Source organism: Flavobacterium gelidicaeli (assembly GCF_013294005.1).
Lineage (GTDB): Bacteria > Bacteroidota > Bacteroidia > Flavobacteriales > Flavobacteriaceae > Flavobacterium.
The window spans coordinates 109,215-134,559 of record NZ_JABSNK010000002.1 but is presented as its reverse complement, the minus strand read 5'-3'; the positions used below and the strand labels follow the sequence as shown (position 1 = coordinate 134,559).

The following is a 25,345-nucleotide window of genomic DNA, read 5'->3' as shown; positions in this document are numbered from 1 at the left end:
TGTGCAAAGAAAATAATTTGAAACTGAAAATGATTATTTTTAGCAAAAAAAACATAAAATGAATACAACACTTGCTATTACAAGAACAAATAGAAACATCCTCAAGCAAATTTTAGCCAAATATACGCTACAACAACTCAACGAAATTCCGGCGGGTTACAGCAATAATTTGATTTGGAATATCGCCCACGTGGTAGTAACCCAGCAACTATTGGTTTACAAACTTTCGGGCTTGCCAATGTTAGTTTCAGATGAAATGGTAGAGAAGTATAAAAAAGGCAGTAAACCAGAGCATAATGCAACCCAAGAAGAAGTCGATTTAGTTCTAGGATTGTTGTTAAGTACAATCGATCAAACCGAAATTGATATTGCACATAACAGTTTTACCAATTTTGTCGAGTACCCAACATCAACAGGTTTTGTCTTAAAAAATGTGCAAGATGCTATGGCTTTCAATGATTTTCATGAAGGAATTCACCTTGGGATTATCATGACTATTCGCAAGTTTATTTAAGCCGTTTTTAGGAGCTAATCCTGCTATTCGTTACAACCACATTCATAAAACCTCCATTTTTTAAAGCCTAGAAGGAGCTTCCGCTGGTCGCTCTTCTAGACTAAAAAAATGGAGGTTTTATTTCATGAGGGTTTTCACTGCTATCAGGGCTAGGTTAGTGGATTATTAGGAAATTTTTTAATTCTTCGTAAGGAATTAATAATTCTTTTGGCCCATCGGCATAAGCGGCAATTTCATAACGGTTGTAATATAATAGCAATCCTTTATCAGTATAAAAAATGTTTATTGGTAACTGAAATTGATCTCCTTCAAACATAAACTTAGTTGCATTAATACTATGGTTTTCGGGAATTTTATATTTACTTCTAAATTTCTTTTCGGCGAAAGCCTTAAAAGCATTTGAGTCTTTAAATAATTGGTTGTTCGTAATTGCTTTACCCGTTTTTGGGTCAAATAATAAAGAGCGTAATCCTTGATAACCATGGGCGCCACCGGTATACGCATAATGGTTGATTTCAATATTCAAAACACTATCTGTTTGGTATTTTATACTTCCTTCAATTTTTGCCTCCCAGCCAAATTCATCTTTTGGGAATTCGGTTTTTAATTTTTCATATGAACCTATAAAATCACTTACTAAACTATCATAATCCTTTGAAGTATAAGGTTTTTCGCCAAAATAGATGATCTCTTTTAGTACAGAAAAAACTTTTTTATTAATGCTATCACTAACAACGGCATCACCTTTAGCAATAGGGATGCTAATATTAATCTCGGGACAGCTATCTTCACACATTAATCTTGATTTTTTAGTATAGGATTGGTTTTCAAAGGTCAATTTCTTTTGACAACCTGCCAGTAGTAAAAATAAACTCAGTAAATATAAGGTACGTTTCATTTGGTAATAGGTGTTAATTATATACAAAGGTATAGGGTTCTGGTTCATTAAGAGTAAATTAAAAGGTAAATTTGTAAAGCTATTAATCTCACTCTTTTAAAGCAATATAGTTGATTTTAAGCAAGTATTATCGAAAAATAGACTTAAAAATCAGGAATTTATAGCAAATTAAAAAATAAAATCATTCCAGCATGAAATTCAATACTAAAACAATTCACGGCGGACAGCATAACGATCCTTCAACCGGAGCGGTGATGCCGCCAGTTTTTCAAACGTCTACATTTGCACAAACAAGCCCAGGTAAACCTGTAGGCGATTATGGCTATAGTAGGTCTGCAAATCCCACACGGTCTGCTTTGGAAGAAGCTTTAGCAAGTATAGAAAACGGTGCGAAAGGATTGGCTTTTTCTTCAGGATTAGCCGCCACAGACTGTTTAATGCGCTCTTTTAAAGCGGGTGATGAAATCATCACTATGGATGATTTGTATGGCGGAACCTATAGAATGTTTACGCAAATATATAAGGACTCAGGAATTAAGTTTCATTATGTGGATATGAATAATCTAGATAATGTTACCGCGGTAATTAATGAAAACACTAAAATGATTTGGGTAGAAACGCCTACTAATCCCTTAATGAAATTAGCTGATATTGCTGCAATTGCAAAAATCACTACCGCAAACAATATTATGCTTGCGGTAGATAATACTTTTGGCACACCTTATTTACAAAACCCAATAGATTTAGGTGCTGATGTAGTAATGCATTCAGCAACAAAATACCTCGCGGGACATTCGGATGTGGTGGCTGGAGCTTTAATAGCTAAAACGGCGGAGCTAGGAAAACAGTTGCACTTTCAGCAATTTGCTACGGGGGCAACCTTAGGGCCTATGGATAGCTTTTTGGTGTTAAGAGGAATAAAAACATTGCATTTAAGAATGCAAAGACATTGTGAAAACGGAGAAAAAGTAGCCAGTTTTTTAAACAACCATCCAAAGGTAAAAACAGTGTATTACCCAGGATTAGTAACGCACCCTTTTCATGAAATTGCTAAAAAGCAGATGAGTGGTTTTGGTGGCATGGTTTCTTTTGATTTTGTATCAGGAATAAAACAAGATTCTATTACGTTTCTTGAAAAATTAAAATTATTTACTTTGGCTGAATCATTAGGAGGAGTAGAGTCATTAGCAAATCATCCCGCTTTAATGACCCATGCCTCTATTCCTGAAGAGAAACGTTTAGAAGTGGGGATTACAAATCACTTGGTTCGATTAAGTGTAGGGATTGAGGATATTGAGGATTTACTTGAGGATTTAAAACAAGCATTAGCATAATCATAAAGCATAAAAAAGTCCCAATTCAATTGGGACTTTTTATTTTAAAATATTTAATTGTCTAGATAATAGATGTAACCTACGTTAAGCCATACTAACCAGTCATTTGTTTTGTTTTCGGTGTATATTTTTCTATTTGGATTAAGACCGTCAATCCAATCTGTATCAAAATATTGAAATCTTAAATCAATCATTAAATCGGCCATGGGGGTTAGTTTGTATCGTGTTCCAAGGCTGGACACTAATGATAGTGTGGTTCCTTTTTCGGTAGAGAAACCATAATTGCGTCCTGCAGATGGTGTTAAGTATTTAGGGTAAGTTGCTGCTACAGTTCCTAATCTTCCAAGGGTTGAGCCTGCTTCAGTTTTATAGCCACTTACTTGACCTCCAAAACTGATGAAAGGCCCAAAACTACCAGTCTCTCTCTCAAAAGCGTGAATGTTTTTAAAATTGTATTCTAATTGCATTCCGAAATTTATAAGTTGGGTAGTACCAAACATTCCTTTTAGTTGTTGTACGGGAAGAGAATTTGGATCACCCTCAACATATTTACCTTTGTGTTCTAAATTAGATTTACTATAAGATATTTCTGTCCTTACTTTAAAATGTTCTTTAAAGTAAGTGTCTTCACTAAATGTTCTTTGTATGTAGGAGAAGTTTAAAAAGTGTACAATCCCGATTCCAAAACCTGAATTTGAGAAGTTATTTCCAATATTATCCCTTTGACCATAATCAGATCGCAACTCAACTGGACCAGCAATAACGCCAATCTCATGGGCAATACCCTGCTGTGCATTTGAGTTATTTGAGAGACCAAATAATAAAAATAGGATAAAAGGAATCTGTTTGAACATATTTGGAGGTTTTCAAGATGGGACAAATATATAAAAAACATCAATTAAGATTAGAAATAAAAATAAAAAATAAGTAATTAAAAGCTGAAATGCTTAAGAAAAACTCAACGATTATTAACAAAGAGTACTTAGCTAAGCTGCGTTTTTAAAGAAAGGTTGAAAAAAAAATAATTCGTCTAGAATTAACAAAATAATAAAATAAAATTATTTTTATATAACGTATCTTTGTGCACACTAACGAAAACGTTTTCTTAAACGTTAATAATCTAATAATCATGTCACAAAGTATATCTACTTTTATTGAAGCGGTTACAAAAAAGAACCCAAACGAGCCGGAATTTTTACAGGCAGTTTTAGAAGTTGCTGAAACAGTAATTCCATTTATCGAAGAAAATAAGAAATACCAAAACAAAATGCTTTTAGAGCGTATGGTCGAGTCAGATCGTATTATCATGTTTAGAGTAGCTTGGATTGATGACAAAGGACAAACTCAAGTAAATAGAGGATACCGTATTCAAATGAATTCGGCTATTGGACCATATAAAGGAGGTTTACGTTTTCACCCATCGGTGAACTTAAGTATCTTGAAATTTTTAGCTTTCGAACAAACATTTAAAAATAGCTTAACTACATTACCAATGGGTGGTGGTAAAGGTGGAGCTGATTTTGATCCAAAGGGAAAGTCAGATAATGAAGTAATGCGTTTTTGTCAAAGCTTCATGACTGAATTATCTAAACATATTGGTGCTAACACTGACGTTCCTGCAGGGGATATTGGAGTAGGAGGAAGAGAAGTTGGATACATGTTTGGTCAATATAAAAGATTAAGAAACGAATTTACTGGTGTTTTAACTGGAAAAGGAATTTCTTTTGGAGGTTCATTAATCAGACCTGAAGCTACAGGATACGGAGCTGTTTATTTTGCTCAAAGTATGCTTGAAACTAAAGGAAATAGCTTTGCTGGTAAAACAGTTGTTGTTTCTGGATCAGGAAATGTTGCGCAATACGCTACAGAAAAAGCAACTCAATTAGGTGGTAAAGTAGTTACTATGTCTGACTCTGCTGGATATATCTACGATGCTGACGGAATTGATGCTGAGAAATTAGCTTTTGTAATGGAGCTTAAAAATGAATTAAGAGGAAGAATCAGTGAGTATGTTGCAAAATATCCAAATGCAAAATATGTTGATGGTGCACGTCCTTGGGAAGTAAAATGTGATATCGCATTGCCTTGTGCAACTCAAAATGAGTTAAACGAAGCTGAAGCTAAAGCACTTGTTGCTAATGGTTGTATTTGTGTAGCTGAAGGAGCTAACATGCCTACAACGCCAGAAGCTGTTTTAGTTTTCCAAAAAGCTAAATTATTGTTTGCTCCAGGAAAAGCATCTAATGCTGGTGGAGTAGCGACATCAGGTCTTGAAATGTCTCAAAACTCTTTGAGACTAAGCTGGTCATCTGAAGAAGTTGATGAAAAATTAAAAGGAATTATGCTTGCTATTCATGCTTCATGTGTACAATATGGTAAGGATGCATCAGGATATGTTGACTACGTAAAAGGAGCTAATATTGCTGGATTCGTTAAAGTAGCTGATGCTATGTTAGCGCAAGGAGTGGTTTAATCTTCTTTTTTTAATTATATAAAAATGCCTTCAACCTTATTTTGGTTAGAAGGCATTTTTTTTATCGAAATAGAAAAAATCCGTTTCCGTTCTTTATGTTATCTTTGTGAATCTAATTAGTACTGATAAAATGACAAAAAGAATTCTTGGCTTTCTATTTATTCTAAGCATGCACCCAGCGTTTTCTCAAAACAATTTGTCATGGCAAGGCTATTTTTCGTATAACGAAATTAAAGATGTTACTGCTTCTGCAACTACTGTTTATGCCGCTTCTGAGAACGCGTTGTTTAATGTCAACACCCTAAGTAACCAGATCAAAACTACAACTACTCTAGACGGTCTTTCAGGCCAAACAATTAGCGCGGTATATTATAGCACAATTTTAAATAAAAGAATTGTAGGTTATGAGAACGGTTTGTTGATTGTAATTAATGAAGCTGACAATAGTATTCTAAAAGTGGTAGATATAATTAATAAACAACTACCCGCTAACCTAAAAAGAATTAATAATTTCATGGAATATGACGGAATCATCTATGTTTCCTGTGATTTTGGAATTGTTCAATTTAATTTAAAAACAATGCTCTTTGGTGACACCTACTTTATAGGAGATAACGGAGCTCAAATACAAGTTAAGCAAACTACAATTAATGGTGCTTTTATTTATGCGGCTACCAGCATGGGTATAAAAAGAGCTACATTAATTAATGAAAACCTTAATGATTATAAGCAATGGTCACAAATTGCGGTTGATAATTGGTCAGATATTAGTTCTTTTGGTACAGAATTAATTGCAATAAATACTTCGGGGTATGTGTACAAATACAATCCAGCTTCAAATACTTTTTTGGGATTTGTTCCGCTCAATCAATCGGTGCTTGATTTATATGCTGCAGCTGATTATTTGGTAATAACCACAGCCACTACTGTACATATTTATAACAAACAATTGGTTTTAATTCGTCAAATACAAAACAATACCGTACCTGATATTACTCCTGTTTTTACATCAGCAGCAACCATTGGAGAGGTTATTTATATAGGAACAAAAGAAAATGGATTGTTAAAAACAAATGTAACAGCAGGTGCTGGATATGAGAATTTGACACCGATGGGTCCGCTACGAAATAATGTTTTTGCGATACAAAGCGGATCAGATTTTTTCTGGGCTGTTTATGGAGATTATTCGGTGGATTATAATCCGTATCCTTTGGATGATTTTGGTATTAGTAAATACAGTACTTCGGGTTGGTTGAATATTCCGTTTAGCGAAGTGCTTGGAGCAAAATCGATTAGTAGGGTTACTATTAATCCAAATAATGAAAATGAAGTTTACCTGAGCTCCTTTTATTCGGGTTTGTTGAAAATTGAAAATGATGCACCCACTGTTTTGTACAATCAAAAAAATAGTGGTTTAGAAACATTAACATTTGTAGGGCCTGATTATATTGATGTTCGTATAAATGGTGCTGCATTTGATAAATCAGGAACTTTAAGGGTAACCAATAGCCGAATAAAAAATGGAATAAAAGCTCTCAGTAAAAGCGGGCAGTGGCAAAGTTATGGTATGGATGCAATCCTAGATGTTAGTGAGGATAATAGTTTTGGAACCATAGCAATCGATAGAAATAATACAAAGTGGATGGCAACTAATAAAAATGGAGTCATAGGGTTTAATGAAAAAGGGACTGTCTTTAAGAAAATTACTTTTGGTCCAGATGCGGGTAATTTACCTGTTGCAGATGTAAGAGCAGTTGCGGTAGATACTAAAAACCAACTTTGGATAGGAACCACAAAAGGGTTGCGAGTTTTATCAAATATTGGTCGTTTTCAAACAGATAATCAATTAACTACTAGTGCTATAATTATTGTTGATGATAATTTACCTCAAGAATTGTTATACGAGCAATATATTACTGATATTGCTGTTGATGGTGCTAATAATAAATGGATAGGAACTGCAGACTCTGGGATATTCATGGTATCTGCTAACGGACAAGAAACAAAATATCATTTTACGATAGATAACTCGCCGTTGCCTAGTAATGCAATTAAAGATATTGATATTAATGGTACCTCTGGAGAAGTATTTATTGCTACTGATAAAGGATTGATTTCGTTCAAAGGATTAGCAACAAAAGCAAATGATGACTTAAGTAATGCGTATGTTTATCCTAATCCAGTGCGACCAGGATATACTGGAACAGTAAAAATTGCGGGTCTAATAGATAAGGCAAATGTTAAAATTACAGATGTTACAGGTAATTTGGTTTATGAAACAACTGCTGAGGGCGGTACGATTGAATGGGATACCACAGCTTTTGGAAAATATAAAGTAGCATCAGGAGTTTATATGATTTTTATAGCTGCAGAAGACGGAGTTGAGACTAAAGTTAAAAAAGTAATGATAATCAGGTAGTTTAAAAAAGTTATTTTTAAATTCTACAATCTTATAAATTCTAATTGTGCAAGTAAAAACTAAGGCCATTGTTATTTCCTCTTTAAAATACCAGGAAAAAAGTCTGATAGTGAAATGCTTTACGCAGTCGCATGGCTTGAAGTCTTATTTTGTTCGGGATGCTTTCTCCGGAAGGAAATCAAATCAAAAAATAGCTTACTTTCAGCCGCTTTCGATCCTAGAAATTGAAGCGATTCATAAAAACAAAGGCACTTTAGAAAATTTTAAAGAAATAAAAATTAGTACGCCTTTTCAAAGCATTCATTCGGATATTTATAAAAGTACGATGGTGATGTTTATTTCTGAAGTTTTGTACCATTCGATACACGAAGAAGAAAAAAACGAATCACTTTTCTCTTTTTTAGAAGCAGCATTATCGTGGTTAGATCATCACGATGAAATTGCTAATTTTCATTTAATTTTATTACTCGAAATCACCAAATACTTGGGCTTTTATCCAGATGTAGATGATATTGACATGCCTTTTTTTGAAATGAACGAAGGTGTTTTTACGCCATTACATGCCATAAGTTCTTTAACGGCTCATGAAACAAGTTTATTTAAGAAATTAATAGGCTTGCGTTTTGATAATCATGATAAAATATTTCACGTAATCGAAAGGCAAATTGTACTCAAAATTTTAATAGATTATTACAGTTACCACCTTGATGGTTTCAAAAGACCAAAATCATTAGAGGTATTGAAAGAAGTTTTTTCTTAAAATTAACTTAAAAAAATTTTAATTTTAGTTATCTTTGGCCGTTGGTATTTGTGAGGAAATAAATATTTTTTTGAAAGGATTAAAACATTTGCAATACTAAGCATGCCCTAAATTACATATTATTTTAAAAATTTATTTATGAAGAAAATTACACTTTCAATTCTGTTAGTATTATTAGTTAGTTTTTCGGGTTTTGCCCAGAGAACCTATGATGAAATAATTACTACAGAGTCTAATGTACAAGATTTAGTTCAAAACGAAATAACAGGTGTTATTGTTTTTAAAGAAGGCGGAACTATTAAAGGTGTTGATCCTGAGTCCAAAAAAATAATCTGGACTTTAACGAGTGAAGATTTTGGAAAAACGAGCGCAGCAGATATTTTAGCAGATCCGGATTTTGGAAAACTATTTAAAGAAAAGAGTGATTTAACAAGTGTGGCTGGAAGTCCTTATGTTGAAGCTTATATCAATTCTAAGTTTTTGATTATAAACACTGATACAGGAAAAGTTGCTTACAATTCTTCTAAAGAATCTTTTTGGGTAACACAATCTGATTTTCTTCCTGAAACAGATGAGTATTTACTTACGCTAAAAAGTGGTGGTAATATGGCTATTGCTTTGATTGACATGAAAACTGGAGATCTAAAATGGAATACAGTTGTTGATGAAGCAAAATCACTATTTAGTTTTTCTTTAAAAGAATCAGCTAATACAAATATTGCTCGTGTAAACGGATCAATTATCTATTACTTATTGTACGGAAAATTATATTCTTTCGAAAAAGAATCTGGAAAATTAAACTGGAAAGCTGATGAAGAATATTCAAAGTTTTTCCTTACTCAAAATGATAAAAATATTGTTGTTGTAAATAGTAAAGGAGTTTTTTCTAATAAACAATATTTAAATGTACTGAGCACTGAAACCGGTAAAAGTATCTGGAAAGAGTCTATCAAAACTAAAAGAGTGGTATACCTAGAAGACTGGGGAACAAAATTATTGATTGCTCATTACGGAGGTTTCAACTTTTTTGACCTAAAAACGGGAGAGAAAATATGGAAAAAGGATGCTAGAGGAGATGGCTTGAAAAGAGTTATTCCTATTGAGCAAGACTTTTTATATGTAGCTGAAAATGAAATGATGTTAATTGACAAAGATGGTCAAAAACTTTGGAAAAAATTTATTGAAATCGCTGATGATAAAGAAGATCCTATTTATTACTTAGGAAGAGTAGGAGAAAAAGTAATGTACCTTACAGGAACTTACGGGAACATGGTAGATTATAAAACTGGAGTTAAATTATGGAAACGTAATATTAAGTTTAATGATAAAAGACCTGTTTTACCTACGTATGATGAGGCTACAAACGCTTACTTAGTATACAACGATGAGGAACTTTATAAATTTGATCCAAGCATTGATGATAAACCAGAGCCATTTGCTAAAGTAAATGTAAAAAATGAGAAAGATTTAAACAGTATCGAAAATTACCCTTGGGGAGTTGCAATATCTGGTCCAGTTGAGGTTATGGGAATCGCGTTAGACGGAACTGTAAAATACCATAATGTCTACAAACAACCGGGTGAAACAGGTAGAAGATTGCTAAAAGGAGCGTCACTTGTAGGTAGCTACGCTATGGGAGGTGCATCAGCAGTAAATGGTTTTGCGGGTCAAGAAGTAGACTTAGTATTTAGAGATGATCAAGGAAATATAGTAGGTACTGCACATAAAGATGCTGACAAGAAACTTTTAAGAAAGTCTAATAATCAAGCTGCTGCTTCGGCTGCTTTAGGTGTTCTAGCAACTAAGTTTAACTCTCGTTTCAATGCGATGAAACAAAACAGAGATTACTCTTATATTTTTGCCAAAGAAGAAACTGGTGAAAAAGTTTTAATTAAAGTTAGAAAAGCAGATGGTGTTGAGGTAGATAAAATTATCTTTAAAAACAACAAGCCTATCTATGAAATAGATCCTGCGACACAAAACATTTTTTATGTGTTAGATAATTCTATTCAAATTTTCAATAAGAAATAATTAACCAAAACCAATATAGCCATCAAAATTCATTTTTTGATGGCTTTTTTTTTACTATGAAGAAAACTTTACTATTCTTATTCTTTTTTGGACTTTCACTAGTACAAGCCCAAGAAAAAGTAAATTTCAAGAAAAAGAAATTTTATGTTCCAGCAATTACCTATGCTGAATATCCTTGCTTAGATAATGTTTTGACGCAAACTACCATTTATCAAGTGGATAGTGAGTTAAGAGCCGAAGAGATAAAATTTAAAAAGATGTTTTTTAATATCGACGGATACATAAAACAACCCGAAGGAAAACTAAAAATATACGTATCTATCCCTTTGCCCCAGTACAGCCGTACGCAAGCGGATAGTACCTATGACAAAGAGAATAAACAATGGAAATACAGTGTGTATTCTAAATATCAAGTTAAGATTAATGTTCAGGTAAAATGCATTGATAAGATAGTCTTTTCACAAGATTTTGACAATTCTGAAATTGATCGAATTAGCGGAACGTATCAAAAAGGACAGCTTGCTAAAACTATTGAAGACACTGATCGCAGAATTAGAGAAAATGATGTCAATGAAAATTTTGGTATAGAGAAAGTTTTAGAAGCGTCTATGTATCGCATACAAAATCTGTTGAATTATAAATTGAGCTACGGCACAACAGAGACTAAGGAGAAGTTTGAGTTTTTAACGTCAAAAGAACATTCTGAATACGGTAAAATGCTCAGTTTTGAAAATGAAATAACGAGTCAGCTTGAAAAGATAACGGTAGAAAAAGGATTTGATTCTAAATTGCTAACGCCTCACTTGGTATACCTTGAAAGTTTAGTGCAAAAGTATCCAGAGTCAGAAGAAAACTCCGATATTAGATTCATTATAACTAATAATTTAGCGTATGCTTATTTACTTTTAGAAAATAAAGAAAAGGCAATTTATTATGCTGATTTATTAATTAAAAACGGCCAACAAACCTCTAGAGGAACTGATATTATTGACCGAGTAAATAAAGCTAATTTTGTTGCCAATACTGTTAGAACGCATACCAATCGTTTTGTTGAATTGAAAAAATTAGGATTTAAAATTCAAGAAGAAAAGGAAGATGCTAGAATAGCCTTTTTTGAAAAAATAGAAAGACAAGAGGTTGATTGGGAACAAGAAAAAATAAATAGAACAAAATATTTAAGATTGATTACTGATCGAAGAAATAACATTCTTGATTCTATTGCTTTTCAAAATAATCCAGAGTTATTGGACAAGATTATTTCTGGTTTAGGAGGTAGCGAAGCAATTAAAAACATTCAGAAAATTCATTTACTATCTAAATTAAATTTTGAAGAAAGCAATGTGCCGCAATCAGAAGAGAAATGGGCAACACCTACAAATTATTTACTTCGAAAAAAAATGCCTGACAATTATTACGAAATAATAAATGGACCAGAAGCTTGGAGCTATCAAGATAGAAGTGTAGGAGAAAAATGGGTGAAGTTAACTAATTCTGATTATTGGGAAATTAGTAATAATCTAGATCCAATTAACTTGCTTACCTCGTTCAGGTTTGATCTTTGGAACAAGTTAGAGTTGTTACCTGATGAAACTTCAGATGGGCGACTTTGCTACCATTTGAGTTACACTGAAAAAACGGTTAACGCTAAAAACAGAGTAATCCCAAAAACTGAGTACCACTATTTTATCGATAAAGAAAAATTCAATATTGTGTCTTCAGAGAAAACAGAATTTGAAGAGGGACAAAGAAATTCTTACGAACGTAAGGTATACCAAGATTACAAAGGGATTTCTAATTTAAACAATGGTCAAATTCCACATAAAATTTTATATGAATTTGAAGATTACTACGGAGATACTTTCTATCAAGAAGACCGATCTAAAATAGAAGTGAATCCTGTTTTTTCGAATAGAATTTTTATTAAAGAAGTGTATGCCGGTGGTTTTAGGTAGTACATCTCAAGAAATATAGAATAAAATGCCTCTAGTAGCAACACGCTATCTAGAGGCATTTTTAGTTTAAGTCCATTTTCCCATCTATAAAATACCCCTTTCTAACCCTAAAAAAACCTTCTCCATCTATTCTGGTTTGTTAGGAGAGCTATTCTAATGAAATTTGGTAAAAATTCTATCAAATGAAAATATATATAGTCATCGGGTTTCTATTTTGCTCCCTCTTTTCTTATTCACAAGAAGTGAAAGCAGAAAAGTTGTGGACATTAGAAGAATGTATCGCTTATGTTAAAGAGAAAAGCATTACCGTAAAATCAGTCGCTCTAACACTAGAATCGGCACAAGTGAATTATGAGAAATCAAAGTCCATGCGTTTGCCTAATTTAATGGGGAGCGTTTCGCAAAATTTCTCTAGTGGTAACACTGTAGATCCTATTACGAGTAGTTATGTATCGCAACAAATAAATTCTACTAGTCCTATTTTGACATCATCTGTAACCTTGTTTCAAGGAAATCAGTTGAACAATCAAATTAAACAAAATGAGTTATTAGTACAACAAAACTCCTTGTATGTTGAGGAGGCCAAAAACAATGTAGCATTAAGCATTACAGAGTCTTATTTGCAAGCTCTATACAATAAAGAGGGAATACGTATTGCTGAAAATAATTTGACTTCGTCAGAGAAAGAAGTAGTGCGATCTAAAGCGCGATTGGATGCCGGTAGTATCGCCATGAAAGATTATACGGATGCAGTCTCACAAGCAGCAACCAATAAATACATCTTAGTAAGTGCAAAAAACAACTACGCACAGCAATTGATTGTTTTGAAGCAATTATTAGAATTGACGCCTGAGGATAATTTCGAAATCGCTGATTTTGAAACTCAAAATAGCCTGCTGAGTGCAATTCCTAATAAATTGGAGGTTTATAATCAGGCTATTAATAATTTACCAGAAATTAAAGCTGCTACTGTAAGTAAAGCAGTTTCAGAAAAAGGTTTGGATATTGCCAAAGGAGCTTATCTACCTACGCTTTCATTGTCAGGAAGTTTGGGGTCTGGTTATACTAGTATTCAAGACGCCAACTTTACAGATCAAATGAATTTGAATTTTAATCAAAGAGTAGGCTTGTCTTTATCGATTCCTATTTTTAATCGAAATCAAACTAAAGGACAAGTTGAATTGGCAAAGATTAATATTGAAAAAGCCGATATCGAGTCACAAACCGTTCGAAAAGAACTTTACGCAAAAATCGAAACGTCTTGGCAAAATGCTACAGCTTCTGTAGAACAATTAGAGGCCTCAAAAATGGCAACTGATGCTGCGAGCGAATCGTATAAATTGGCTCAAAAAAGATATGAGTTAAACGATTTGAGCACAACAGATTTAATTGTGAGTCAGAACATGTTTACCAATGCGCAGCAAAATTACATTCAGGCTAAGTACTTGAACATACTATACTTTCAATTATTACAATTTTATCAAGGGAACGAAATTAAACTATAAAATCATGAAGAAAAATATCATTATAAAAGCATCTATTGCAATCGCAGTTTTGGCAATTGCGTATTTCGGGTTTACCTTTTTTTCGGGATCAGAAATCGCAGCAATAAAAGCAGAAACTATCAAGGCTAAAACAGCTAATGTAATTACAACTGTTACAGCAACTGGAACTTTGCAACCTATTACTGAAGTGAGTGTGGGTACACAGGTTTCTGGAGTAGTTCAAAAAATTTATGTGGATTACAATAGCGTGGTAAAGCAGGGACAATTGTTAGCTGAGCTAGATAAAACCACATTAAATTCGGCAGTTGTTCTGGCACAAGCTGCCTACGATGGTGCCGCAAATGAGCAACGCTATATGCAAACTGTTTACAGTCGTCAAAAAACATTATACGACAGTAGTGTAATCAGTAAATCTGATTTTGATCAAGCCTTATATCAGTTAAATAACGCAAAAAGTATTGTTTCGCAAAGAGCATCAGATTTGGCGAAAGCCAAAACCAACTTGAGTTATGCCAATATTTATTCACCAATAGACGGCGTGGTTTTATCAAGAGCGGTAGAAGAAGGGCAAACAGTAGCAGCATCTTTAAGTACGCCAACATTGTTTACAATTGCGGAAGATTTGAGCGAAATGCAAGTAGAAGCAAACGTAGATGAAGCCGATATAGGTCAGGTAAAACAAGGACAACGAGTTTCATTTACTGTAGATGCATATCAAGGCGAGGAATTTGCTGGTGTGATTACGCAAGTGAGGCTGAACCCAACAACAACTTCAAATGTAGTTACTTATACCGTAGTTATAAAAGCGGCTAACGAAGATTTGAAATTGAAACCCGGTTTAACGGCTACGATTACCATTTATACATTAGAATTAAAAGATGTGTTAACGCTGGAAGCAAAAGGAGTGAATTTTGAACCAGACATGAAAGTTTTGAACAACTATCAAAAAGCGAATGGATTGTCATCGGTTGATGTGGTTGCTAAATCAGGATCTGAGTCAGGAACAGCTACTATATGGGTAATGACAAGCAAAGGAATTACATCCAAAACTATAAAAACAGGAACTAGTGATGGTATAAATGTTGAAATTATTAGCGGATTGTCAGCGGGTGAAGAAGTGGTTTATAATTTAAAAGCGTTGACAAAAACCGAAGTAAAATCGGAACGTGGAGACAATGAGAGTCCGTTCATGACTAAACGTGGAAAAAAATAAGAATTATGTCAAAAACAATCATTAAAATAGAAGATTTGAAACGCTCTTTTACCATGGGTGAAGAGACGGTTCATGCTTTAAAAGGAATTTCGTTCAGTATTCAAGAAGGGGAATTTGTAACCATTATGGGAACGAGTGGGTCTGGAAAAAGTACGCTCCTGAATGTTTTGGGATGTTTAGATCAACCCAATTCTGGTTTGTATCAAATAGATGGTGTTTCGATAAAAGAATTGACTAAAAACGAGTTGGCTCGAATTAGAAACGAGAAAATTGGTTTTATTTTTCAATCTTATAATTTATTAGCTAGAACTACCGCAATAGAAAACGTGGAGTTGCCTTTGCTATATAGTACTAAAAAGCTATCGCCAGAGGAAATTCATGATAAGGCTTTAAAAGCATTGGAGCAAGTCAATCTATCAGCAAGACTTGATCATACGCCTTCGCAGCTTTCAGGTGGGCAACAACAAAGAGTGGCGATTGCAAGATCTCTTGTAAATGAGCCGGTAGTGATTCTTGCTGATGAAGCTACAGGAAATCTAGATACGAGAACTTCATACGAAATCATGGCTTTGTTTCAAGAGTTGAACAAGCAAGGAAAAACCATTCTGTTTGTAACCCACGAGCCAGATATTGCCACATTTACAGGCAGAACTATCGTGTTGAAAGACGGGCATATCATCCAAGATTACATTAACAACAATGTTCAATCGGCAGCCGAAGCACTTTTAGCTTTGCCAATAGAAGAAGTCTAATATGAGAACGCAAAATTTATTAAAAATATCCTGGAAAGCAATTGTGCTTAACAAGATGCGCACCTTTCTTACCATGCTAGGAATTATCATTGGGGTAGCCTCTGTAATTGCCATGCTGGCCATTGGGGAAGGATCGAAAGAAAGTATTAAAACTCAAATTTCGAGTATGGGTTCTAATATGATTACTATAAAACCTGGTAGTGATGTGCGTGGTGGCGTAAGTCAAGGAAGTAGCGCCATGGAAACCTTGACCTTAAACGACTATGAAGCCATTAAGAAGGAAACCACCTTGCTAACCTCTTTTTCGCCATTGGTAAATAGTGGAGGTCAATCCATTTATGGAGCGAATAACTGGCCAACTTCAGTTTATGGAGTGGCGCCAGATTATTTGAAAATTAAAATATGGGATGTAGCCGAAGGAAGTAACTTTACGGAAAAAGAAGTAAGTTCGGCAGCAAAAGTGGCAGTTATTGGGCAAACAGTTGCTGAAAATTTATTTAAAGAAGGTGTAAGTCCTATTGGTAAAATGATCCGTTTTAATAGTATTCCGCTTAAAATTATTGGAGTTCTAGAAAGTAAAGGGGAAAGTACTGGTGGTCAAGACCAAGATGATGTTATCCTTACGCCTTACACAACAGTACAAAAAAGAATTTTGGCAATCACACATTTGCAATCCATCGTGGTTTCGTCTATAAGTGAGGAAGATGCGCCAAATGCAGTACTTGAAATTAATGCTTTATTGAGAAAAAATCATAATTTAACGACAAATCAAGTAGACGATTTTTATGTTATTTCAATGGAAGAAATGATCAAAACATTTAGTTCTACCAGTGAGATGCTTACGGTTTTGTTAGTAGCAATTGCGAGTATTTCATTATTAGTGGGTGGCATTGGGATTATGAACATTATGTATGTTTCGGTAAAAGAGCGTACAAGAGAAATAGGTTTGCGTATGGCAGTAGGTGGTCAAGGCTCTGATATTTTGATGCAATTTCTTATTGAGGCCATGTTAATCAGTATTACTGGTGGTATAATTGGTGTATCTTTGGGTCTAGGAACGACTTTATTTATAGAGAAGGTGTTACACTGGCCTACTTCTGTAACGAGTTCTTCGATTGTAATTTCGTTTGTAGTTTGTGCCATAACCGGAATATTCTTTGGATGGTATCCTGCTAAAAAAGCATCAAGTTTAGATCCTATAACAGCACTTCGTTACGAATAAAAATAGAATAAATGAATTTTATAAAGAGTAAATCTGGCATCGTTTTTTTTCATGTAATGGTTTGGCTACTATTGTTTAGTCTCCCGTATCTGTTGTCTTCAGGGCAAAGTCAGGAACTTCGTAATTTAGCCTTGCATTCATGGATACCGCTGGCATTTTATGCGCTGCTTTTCTATCTCAATTATTTTGTTTTGGTTGACCGCTTTCTTTTTCATAAAAAGCTTTGGGTTTATATTATTATCAGTATTGGGTTAATTCTGTTTTTTGTGGGATTGAATAAGTTATTTCGCTATTATTTTTTTTCGGATTTTATTGCTAGTAAAGTGCTGGATAGTGGTAAGCCCCCTAGAAACTTCTTTTTGTACATAGATATTATCTCTTTTTCGGTACCTATTATTTTTTCCCTAGCATTAAAAACCATTCAAAGATGGGTCAAAACAGAAGCGGAGCGCGTGGAAGCAGCCAACATAAAATTACAGTCTGAATTGCAGCATTTAAAGTACCAGTTGCAACCACATTTTTTCTTTAATTCGCTCAATAATATTTACTCACTGGTCGATATTTCTCCTGATATGGCCAAGCAAACTATTCATAGTCTAGGGAAATTAATGCGTTATTTATTGTATGAAACTAATAATGAAAAGGTAAGTTTGAAGAACGAAATTACTTTCATGACCAATTATATTGAGTTGATGAAGTTGCGATTGAATGACAATACTACGGTACACTACTCTTTTCCAGATTTGAAAACCGACATACAAATTGCACCGTTACTGTTTATTTCTTTAATCGAAAATGCCTTCAAACATGGAGTTTCTGGGGATAAAGCTTCTGCTGTAGTTTTCGAAATGAAAATTGAAGACAAGCAATTGACATTTTACTCAAAAAATCAAAACTTCCCTAAAACAGATAGTGATAAAAGTGGTTCGGGTATCGGACTTGATAATGTAGAAAAACGACTTTCTTTACTGTATCCAGATCAGTTTTCTTTTATTGAAAAGGTTGAAGAAGGTGTTTTTTCAGTTTGTTTGAAAATCGAAGTATAAATTGGTTTGTTTGGAAAACTTTAAATTTGGAACAATAGCATAAAAAAATTAAATAAAAATGGCGGAGAAAATATCATGTTTGATTGTAGATGACGAACCAATGGCGTTAAACTTAGTGGAAAGCTACGTTTTGAAAACACCTTTTTTAAATTTAGTTAAAAAGTGTCATAGCGGTATTCAGGCGTTGTCGTATTTAGATGAAGAAAAAGTCGATTTGATTTTTTTAGATATCCAAATGCCTGATTTAACGGGTTTGCAACTAGCCAAAGTACTTCCTAAGTCAACAAGAATAATTTTTACCACTGCTTTTGATCAATATGCCATTGAAGGTTTCAAAGCCGAAGCCCTAGATTATTTGCTAAAACCATTCGATTATTCGGAGTTTTTAATGGCTGCTACCAAGGCCAAAGAATGGTTTGAATTGGTTAAAAACCAAGAGAAAAAAGCACCAGAAACACAAGATTTTCTTTTCGTGAAATCAGAATACAAGCAGATAAAAATAAACTTAAAAGACGTTTTATATTTTGAAAGTTTAAAAGATTACGTTAAAATTTGGCTTAAAGCCGAAACTAAACCCATTCTCACTTTAATGAGTTTGAAAACCCTTGAGGAAGAACTGTCATCCGATCAATTTATGCGTGTGCATCGTTCTTTTATCGTTTCATTAAATAACATCGATACTATTGAGCGCAGTCAAATTCTAATCAATAAGCAACGCATTACAGTTTCGGACCAATATAAAAACCAATTTTTAGCATTTGTTTCTAATAACTCATTAGATTGATGTTTTAGAATTGTAAATCAATAAATAAGTGTAACTCATTCCTTGTTTGTTTAAGCATAAAAGAAATTTTTTTAATAAAAACAAAAAGGGTTTTTATTAAAGCGCTCCATAGTAGCCGTTTATTTATCATAACGGCTACGATAATCCATTGTTGCAGAGGAGCGATATGCTCAATTAGATTCTTCAAAACAATATCAGCTCTGTAAGCAAATTTTGCCTTTTGTCTTTTGCCTTTTTACTATAAATGACTACTTTCGCACTTCGATTAAAGAAAAGGATAAAATGAGCACAAAATTTACTGAATACAAAGGACTTGACTTGCCAACAGTAGCATCAGAAGTACTTGATTTCTGGAAGAAAGAAAACATCTTTGAGAAAAGTGTAACGACCCGTGAGGGTAATGAACCATTCGTATTTTTTGAAGGACCACCTTCAGCAAATGGTTTGCCGGGTATTCACCACGTAATGGCACGTGCGATCAAAGATATTTTTTGCAGATATAAAACTCAAAAAGGGTACCAAGTTAAGCGTAAAGCAGGTTGGGATACCCATGGTTTACCTGTGGAATTAGGTACTGAGAAAGAACTCGGAATCACAAAAGAAGATATTGGCACAAAGATTTCCATCGAAGAATATAACGAAGCTTGTAAGAAAACAGTAATGCGTTATACTGACGTATGGAATGATCTTACCGAAAAAATGGGATATTGGGTAGATATGGAAGATCCATATATCACTTACAAACCCAAATATATGGAAACCGTTTGGTGGCTTTTGAAACAAATCTATAGCAAAGATTTGATGTACAAAGGCTACACTATTCAACCATATTCTCCAAAAGCAGGAACTGGATTATCTTCTCACGAGGTGAATCAACCAGGAAGTTACCGTGATGTTACGGATACAACCGTTGTGGCGCAATTCAAAGTAATCAATGAAACTTTACCTGCTGCTTGGCAAGGATTAGGAGAGATCTTAATCTTGGCTTGGACCACTACTCCATGGACCTTACCGTCAAATACAGCGCTTACAGTTGGACCAAAAATTGATTATGTAGTTGTAAAAACATTCAATCAATATACTTTCTTACCTACAAATGTAGTTCTGGCTAAAAACTTAGTTGGAAAACAATTTGGCAAAGGTTTCTTTGCTAGCGAAGAAGCTGCAGATTTTGATAATTACAAAGGAGGAGACAAGAAAATCCCATTCCAAGTTATTGCTGAGGCAAAAGGGGCAGACTTAGTCGGAATCAAATACGAGCAATTAATGCCGTTGGTATTGCCGTATCAAAACGCTGAAAATGCTTTTAGAGTAATTTCGGGTGATTTCGTTACAACAGAAGATGGAACAGGAATTGTACATACGTCACCAACATTTGGTGCTGATGATGCAAAAGTAGCCAAAGAAGCTACTCCAGAAGTACCACCAATGTTAGTTTTGGATGCAGATGGTACTCCGGTACCATTAGTAAACTTACAAGGAAAATTCATCGAAGGATTAGGTGATTATTCAGGTAAGTATGTTAAGAACGAATATTATGACGATGGTGAGGCTCCAGAACGTTCCTTAGACGTAGAAATTGCTATTCAGTTAAAAGAAGAAAACAAAGCATTCAAAGTAGAGAAATACGTTCACAGTTACCCGCATTGTTGGAGAACAGACAAGCCTATCTTATACTATCCGCTAGATTCTTGGTTTATAAAAATCACAGAAGTTAGAGACAGAATGTTCGAATTGAACGAAACGATTAACTGGAAGCCAAAATCGACTGGAGAAGGCCGTTTTGGGAACTGGATTAAAAATGCTAATGACTGGAATTTATCTCGCTCTAGGTTCTGGGGGATTCCATTACCAATTTGGAGAACAGAAGACAAACAAGAAGAAATTCTAATAGGTTCTGTTGAAGAATTATACAATGAAATAGAAAAATCGATCGCTGCTGGTGTTCAAAAAGAAAATCCTTTTAAAGGTTTCGAAATTGGAAATATGGACGAAAGCAATTATGATTTAATCGATTTACATAAAAATGTAGTAGATGAAATCACTTTACTTTCTCCATCTGGAAAACCAATGACGCGTGAAGCTGATTTAATTGATGTATGGTTTGATTCTGGTTCAATGCCTTATGCACAATGGCATTACCCTTTTGAAAACAAAGATAAAATAGATCAAAACAATGACTTCCCAGCTGATTTTATTGCAGAAGGAGTAGATCAAACACGTGGATGGTTTTATACCTTACACGCGATTGCTACTTTAGTTTTTGATAAAGTTGCTTATAAAAATGTGGTTTCTAATGGTTTAGTACTAGACAAAAACGGACAAAAAATGTCTAAACGTTTAGGGAATGCTGCAGATCCATTTGAAACATTAAATGAATACGGTCCTGATGCCACAAGATGGTACATGATCTCTAATGCAAATCCTTGGGACAACTTAAAGTTTGACTTAGAGGGAATTGCTGAGGTGCGTCGTAAATTCTTTGGAACATTATACAATACGTATTCTTTCTTTAGTTTGTATGCAAACATTGATGGATTCAAATATGAAGAAGCGGAGATTCCGGTAAACGAAAGACCAGAAATTGATCAATGGATCATCTCAGCGTTGAATACGTTAGTGAAAGATGTTGATGGTTTTTATGCAGATTACGAGCCTACAAAAGCAGCACGTGCTATCTCTGATTTCGTTCAAGAAAACTTAAGCAATTGGTACGTTCGTTTGTGTCGTCGTCGTTTTTGGAAAGGGGAATATGCACAAGATAAAATTGCTGCATACCAAACTTTGTATACCTGTTTGTTAACCGTAAGTAAGTTAAGTGCACCCATTGCACCGTTCTTCATGGACAAACTTTACAGAGACTTAACGCAAGCAACACAGTCTGAAAAGTTCGATAGTGTACATTTGGCAGAGTTTCCAAAATACGTTGAAAACTTTGTTAATAAATCGTTAGAGAGTAAAATGCAAAAAGCGCAAACCATTTCTTCACTAGTGTTATCACTACGTAAAAAGGAAATGATTAAAGTGCGTCAGCCATTACAAAAGGTAATGATACCAGTTCTTGACGAGAACCAAAGAGCTGAAATAGAGGCGGTTTCTGACCTAATAAAAGCAGAGGTTAATGTTAAAGAAATCTTACTTCTAGACGATGCGTCAGGGGTTTTAGTAAAGCAAATAAAACCTAATTTTAAAGCTTTAGGCCCTCGTTTCGGTAAAGATATGGGCTTGATAGCTAAGCAGATACAAGGTTTTTCTGCAGATCAAATTAACGAGATAGAGGCAAAGGGTACTATTGAAACTGTAATTGCAGGAAATAGTATAACTTTAACTTTGGAAGATGTAGAGATTACATCCCAAGATATAGAGGGCTGGTTGGTTGCAAATTCAAACGGAATCACCGTTGCACTTGACATTGTAATCTCTCCTGAATTGAAAAAAGAAGGGATAGCAAGAGAATTAGTGAATAGAATTCAGAATCTTAGAAAGGATTCCGGATTTGAAGTAACAGATAAAATAAAAGTCTACTTACAAAATAACGCGACGCTAGAAGAAGCAGTTCAAGTAAATGCAGACTATATAAAATCAGAAACACTGACTGAGGAATTAATTTTTACAGCAGCGTTACCTGAAGGAATTGAAATAGAATTTGATGACATAATAACCAAGATAACAATAACTAAATAACAAACCCATGGTAGACGAAGCAACACGATACTCTGACGCCGACTTAGCAGAGTTCAAGGATATAATTCTAAAGAAAATTGACAAGGCTCAAGTAGATTTAGATTTGATAAAAAGTGCTTACATGAATGACTTGAATAATGGGACTGATGATACCTCTCCTACATTCAAAGCATTTGAAGAAGGAAGCGAAAGCATGTCTAAAGAAGCCAATTCACAATTAGCAATACGTCAAGAGAAGTTTATAAGAGACTTGAAAAATGCATTATTCCGTGTAGAAAATAAAACATACGGTTTATGCAAAGTAACTGGTAAGCTAATCAGTAAAGAAAGATTAAAAATTGTTCCTCATGCAACGATGAGTATAGAAGCTAAAAACCTGCAACGATAAGAAATTTAAAATTGCAGCATTAAAATAATCCCAGATACCAACAAATAGTTATAAAATTATTGGTATTTGGGATTTATTTTTTTAGAATTTACCTATTTTTGCGCCAATTAAAATTCTCACAATGTCATTACGAAAAGCGTATCTACTTATCTTCATCATATTAATCATTGATCAAGTCTCTAAAATATTTGTAAAAACTAATTTTATATTAGGTGAAGAAGTTCAAGTTTTTGACTGGTTTAAAATCCTGTTTATAGAAAACGAAGGAATGGCTTGGGGAACCGAAATTCCAGGAACATACGGTAAACTTTTTCTAACATTATTTAGATTAGCTGCCGTAGGCGGTATAGGTTATTGGTTGTGGGATTCTATTGAAAGAAAACACAGTTCTAATTATCTCGTTGTTGCTATCGCTTTGATACTTGCGGGAGCTTTTGGGAACATCATTGATTCTGTTTTTTACGGTGTTATTTTTGACGACAGTCACCAGCAATTAGCAACCCTATTTACAGATCAACCTTACGGAAAGTATTTTCATGGTAAAGTAGTTGACATGTTTTATTTCCCTTTTTGGCACGGAAATTTGCCTAGCTGGTTGCCGTTTTGGGGAGGAAGAGACTTTACTTTTTTCAACGCAATTTTCAACGTTGCTGATATGGCAATATGTGTTGGAGTAGGAATATTAATATTTTTCAATAAAAAAGCATTCAATAAATAAGATATTGCGGTTGTTTATAGGAGCAATTTCCTGCTGTACACTATATCTCTTGTGGCAAACACTGCCACAACAGGATGCCGTTTCCATCAGGGCTAGCGTTTCCGTTTTTCAACAACTATTATATACAAAAGGCAGTGACTATTAATCACTGCCTTTTGTATATATTTAAAAATAGTACCTTTTTATTTTACCATAGAAAGATCTGAAGCGCCTTTTACTTCTGTAGATAACTCACCTAGCCAACCTGCATTGTATTGTGCACCAGTGTAAACTTTTACAAAATCGATACCTTTTAATTTAACTGATTTAGATTGAATGTTTACAGCCCAGTCAATCTCCATGGCATTTCCTCCATAAGTGCTGTATTCAGCGTCATAATTATCAACATATCCCCATTCTAAGGCATCAATCGTAACGTAGCTGCCTGGATTTACAATAGGGAAAACGCGCGTTCCTTTAAATGTAACTTCTTTTTTCTCAGCAATAAATAACGGAAAGTAGTTTTGTTTGTGGTAAGTGTTTACAGTAACATTATCTGCACTTCCTTTGTTGTCTGTCCATAAAACATTAGCATATTCCTCTGGATTTACATAGGTAGTTTCATAATTAAGAATTGTTCGCTCTTTAAAATAATTACTTCCTGCTAGTTCGTACCAAGTATCATCGGCAAGGCCATTTCCATTTTCGTCAAAGGAAACTTGTACAATTCCAGGTTCAGAGAGTCCTTTAAATGCATTTCCATAAACCACAAAATCTTTTTGATCTACACGATTTTCAATTGTATGATCAAAACTAAAAATTACATAACCTCCCCACGCACCTAATGAAAGCGTGTTTGTCTTGTTTCCAATTATTTTTTCGGCATATTCTGGAGTTCCAAAACCAGCATTTATAAACTGTCCTGGCGCCGGTTTGTATTCCATTATTTTAGTAATGAATTCAGTACTTGTTTCCGTTTTTGGACGAAAATATAAAGCATAAGGATCTATCAATTTAATTTGATAACTGCGCTCAATAGTATTGCTTGCTGTTACTTTAAATTTAAGTGTGAAATTTTCAGCTATTTGAGGTACATAATTTAAACTTTGAGTTGTCGCGATTGATTCGTCATTTTTTGACCATTCAAAACTTGCACCCTCAGGTAAGTTTAGAATTTCAGGAGTGATTTTTAAAGTGTCTCCTATTATTAGTTCATAAACACCTTGATACTCTACTTCGGCAAATTGAATTGGTGTAATTGTAGGATCATCAGTGTTAGTACATGATGTGAGCAGCGTGAAGCCACAAAAAAGCAGAAAAATGTAATTGGTTAGTTTGTTTTGCATTTGAATTGTATTAAAATTAATAATTGTGATTAACTTAATTACAAAACAATAAGGAATAAAATATAGGAATAGAAAATCTACCCCAAAGCTATAACTCCCGAAAGCTTTGTTGTTGTGCTTCTTGGCAGGTCTTCTGACTCATTCCACTTTTTAAACCTTCCCATCAAAAAATCTGACAGTGGTAATTTTAAAAAGCATGTCCTGTTTAACAGGAAGAACTTACAGCAGCGGGAACTGTTCAGGATTTACACCTGATTCCCTTTTAATGTATCTACTTGAAATAAATACAACCAAAATGCGGGGCAATATTAGTGATTTTATATTAAA

At 34.2% G+C, this 25,345-nt stretch carries 19 protein-coding genes and 1 riboswitch; of the genes, 16 read left to right on the top strand and 3 right to left on the bottom strand.

The window, feature by feature from the left end; genetic code table 11:
• Positions 1–58 precede the first annotated feature (58 nt).
• Positions 59–514, top strand: coding sequence for a DinB family protein (locus HNP99_RS03275; RefSeq protein ID WP_173851259.1), 456 nt, complete (start codon positions 59–61; stop codon positions 512–514).
• A gap of 154 nt (positions 515–668) precedes the next feature.
• Here HNP99_RS03275 and HNP99_RS03270 read toward each other — a convergent pair whose 3' ends face one another.
• A complete protein-coding gene (locus tag HNP99_RS03270) occupies positions 669–1,412 on the bottom strand; it encodes a DUF3298 and DUF4163 domain-containing protein (protein ID WP_173851257.1) in 744 nt (247 codons plus the stop codon).
• 191 nt (positions 1,413–1,603) lie between these two features.
• Between HNP99_RS03270 and HNP99_RS03265 the strand changes: the two genes are divergently transcribed.
• Positions 1,604–2,746, top strand: coding sequence for a cystathionine gamma-synthase (locus HNP99_RS03265; protein ID WP_173851255.1), 1,143 nt, complete (start codon positions 1,604–1,606; stop codon positions 2,744–2,746).
• A gap of 53 nt (positions 2,747–2,799) precedes the next feature.
• On the opposite strand, the gene HNP99_RS03260 is transcribed toward HNP99_RS03265, so the two are convergent.
• Positions 2,800–3,600 (bottom strand): THC0290_0291 family protein, encoded by an 801-nt coding sequence (locus HNP99_RS03260; RefSeq protein ID WP_173851253.1) that lies wholly within the window; start codon positions 3,598–3,600, stop codon positions 2,800–2,802.
• Between the two features lie 275 nt (positions 3,601–3,875).
• On the opposite strand from HNP99_RS03260, the gene gdhA reads away from it, so the two are divergent.
• From gdhA to HNP99_RS03190, 14 genes are all read left to right on the top strand, one after another.
• Positions 3,876–5,219: an NADP-specific glutamate dehydrogenase gene (gdhA, locus tag HNP99_RS03255; protein ID WP_173851250.1), complete on the top strand. Its 1,344-nt coding sequence runs from the start codon at positions 3,876–3,878 to the stop codon at positions 5,217–5,219.
• 130 nt (positions 5,220–5,349) lie between these two features.
• Positions 5,350–7,638, top strand: coding sequence for a type IX secretion system anionic LPS delivery protein PorZ (porZ, locus tag HNP99_RS03250; RefSeq protein WP_173851249.1), 2,289 nt, complete (start codon positions 5,350–5,352; stop codon positions 7,636–7,638).
• 46 nt (positions 7,639–7,684) lie between these two features.
• Complete coding sequence (gene recO / locus HNP99_RS03245) at positions 7,685–8,398, top strand: DNA repair protein RecO (protein ID WP_173851246.1); 714 nt, start codon at positions 7,685–7,687, stop codon at positions 8,396–8,398.
• Between the two features lie 138 nt (positions 8,399–8,536).
• Entirely contained in the window at positions 8,537–10,429 is a 1,893-nt protein-coding gene (locus HNP99_RS03240; RefSeq protein ID WP_173851244.1) for an outer membrane protein assembly factor BamB family protein, read from the top strand.
• A 56-nt stretch (positions 10,430–10,485) separates the two neighbouring features.
• Positions 10,486–12,381 (top strand): hypothetical protein, encoded by a 1,896-nt coding sequence (locus HNP99_RS03235; RefSeq protein ID WP_173851242.1) that lies wholly within the window; start codon positions 10,486–10,488, stop codon positions 12,379–12,381.
• Positions 12,382–12,563: 182 nt separating this feature from the next.
• Positions 12,564–13,886 carry a TolC family protein gene (locus tag HNP99_RS03230; protein ID WP_173851240.1) on the top strand — a complete coding sequence of 441 codons (1,323 nt, stop codon included), beginning with the start codon at positions 12,564–12,566 and terminating at the stop codon, positions 13,884–13,886.
• A gap of 4 nt (positions 13,887–13,890) precedes the next feature.
• On the top strand, positions 13,891–15,099 hold the full coding sequence (locus HNP99_RS03225) for an efflux RND transporter periplasmic adaptor subunit (RefSeq protein ID WP_173851238.1): 1,209 nt from the start codon (positions 13,891–13,893) through the stop codon (positions 15,097–15,099).
• A gap of 5 nt (positions 15,100–15,104) precedes the next feature.
• Complete coding sequence (locus HNP99_RS03220) at positions 15,105–15,851, top strand: ABC transporter ATP-binding protein (protein ID WP_217424382.1); 747 nt, start codon at positions 15,105–15,107, stop codon at positions 15,849–15,851.
• A gap of 1 nt (position 15,852) precedes the next feature.
• Complete coding sequence (locus HNP99_RS03215; RefSeq protein ID WP_173851236.1) at positions 15,853–17,073, top strand: ABC transporter permease; 1,221 nt, start codon at positions 15,853–15,855, stop codon at positions 17,071–17,073.
• A gap of 11 nt (positions 17,074–17,084) precedes the next feature.
• Positions 17,085–18,119: a sensor histidine kinase gene (locus tag HNP99_RS03210; protein WP_254596812.1), complete on the top strand. Its 1,035-nt coding sequence runs from the start codon at positions 17,085–17,087 to the stop codon at positions 18,117–18,119.
• Positions 18,120–18,177: 58 nt separating this feature from the next.
• Positions 18,178–18,903, top strand: coding sequence for a LytR/AlgR family response regulator transcription factor (locus HNP99_RS03205; protein ID WP_173851233.1), 726 nt, complete (start codon positions 18,178–18,180; stop codon positions 18,901–18,903).
• A gap of 282 nt (positions 18,904–19,185) precedes the next feature.
• Positions 19,186–22,587, top strand: a complete 3,402-nt coding sequence (gene ileS, locus HNP99_RS03200; RefSeq protein ID WP_173851231.1) for an isoleucine--tRNA ligase — start codon at positions 19,186–19,188, stop codon at positions 22,585–22,587.
• Between the two features lie 7 nt (positions 22,588–22,594).
• Positions 22,595–22,975: a TraR/DksA family transcriptional regulator gene (locus tag HNP99_RS03195; protein WP_173851229.1), complete on the top strand. Its 381-nt coding sequence runs from the start codon at positions 22,595–22,597 to the stop codon at positions 22,973–22,975.
• 121 nt (positions 22,976–23,096) lie between these two features.
• Entirely contained in the window at positions 23,097–23,693 is a 597-nt protein-coding gene (locus HNP99_RS03190; protein ID WP_173851227.1) for a lipoprotein signal peptidase, read from the top strand.
• Positions 23,694–23,875: 182 nt separating this feature from the next.
• On the opposite strand, the gene HNP99_RS03185 is transcribed toward HNP99_RS03190, so the two are convergent.
• Complete coding sequence (locus HNP99_RS03185; RefSeq protein ID WP_173851225.1) at positions 23,876–25,018, bottom strand: PKD domain-containing protein; 1,143 nt, start codon at positions 25,016–25,018, stop codon at positions 23,876–23,878.
• Positions 25,019–25,124: 106 nt separating this feature from the next.
• Positions 25,125–25,328, bottom strand: a riboswitch (cobalamin riboswitch).
• Between the last annotated feature and the right edge of the window lie 17 nt (positions 25,329–25,345).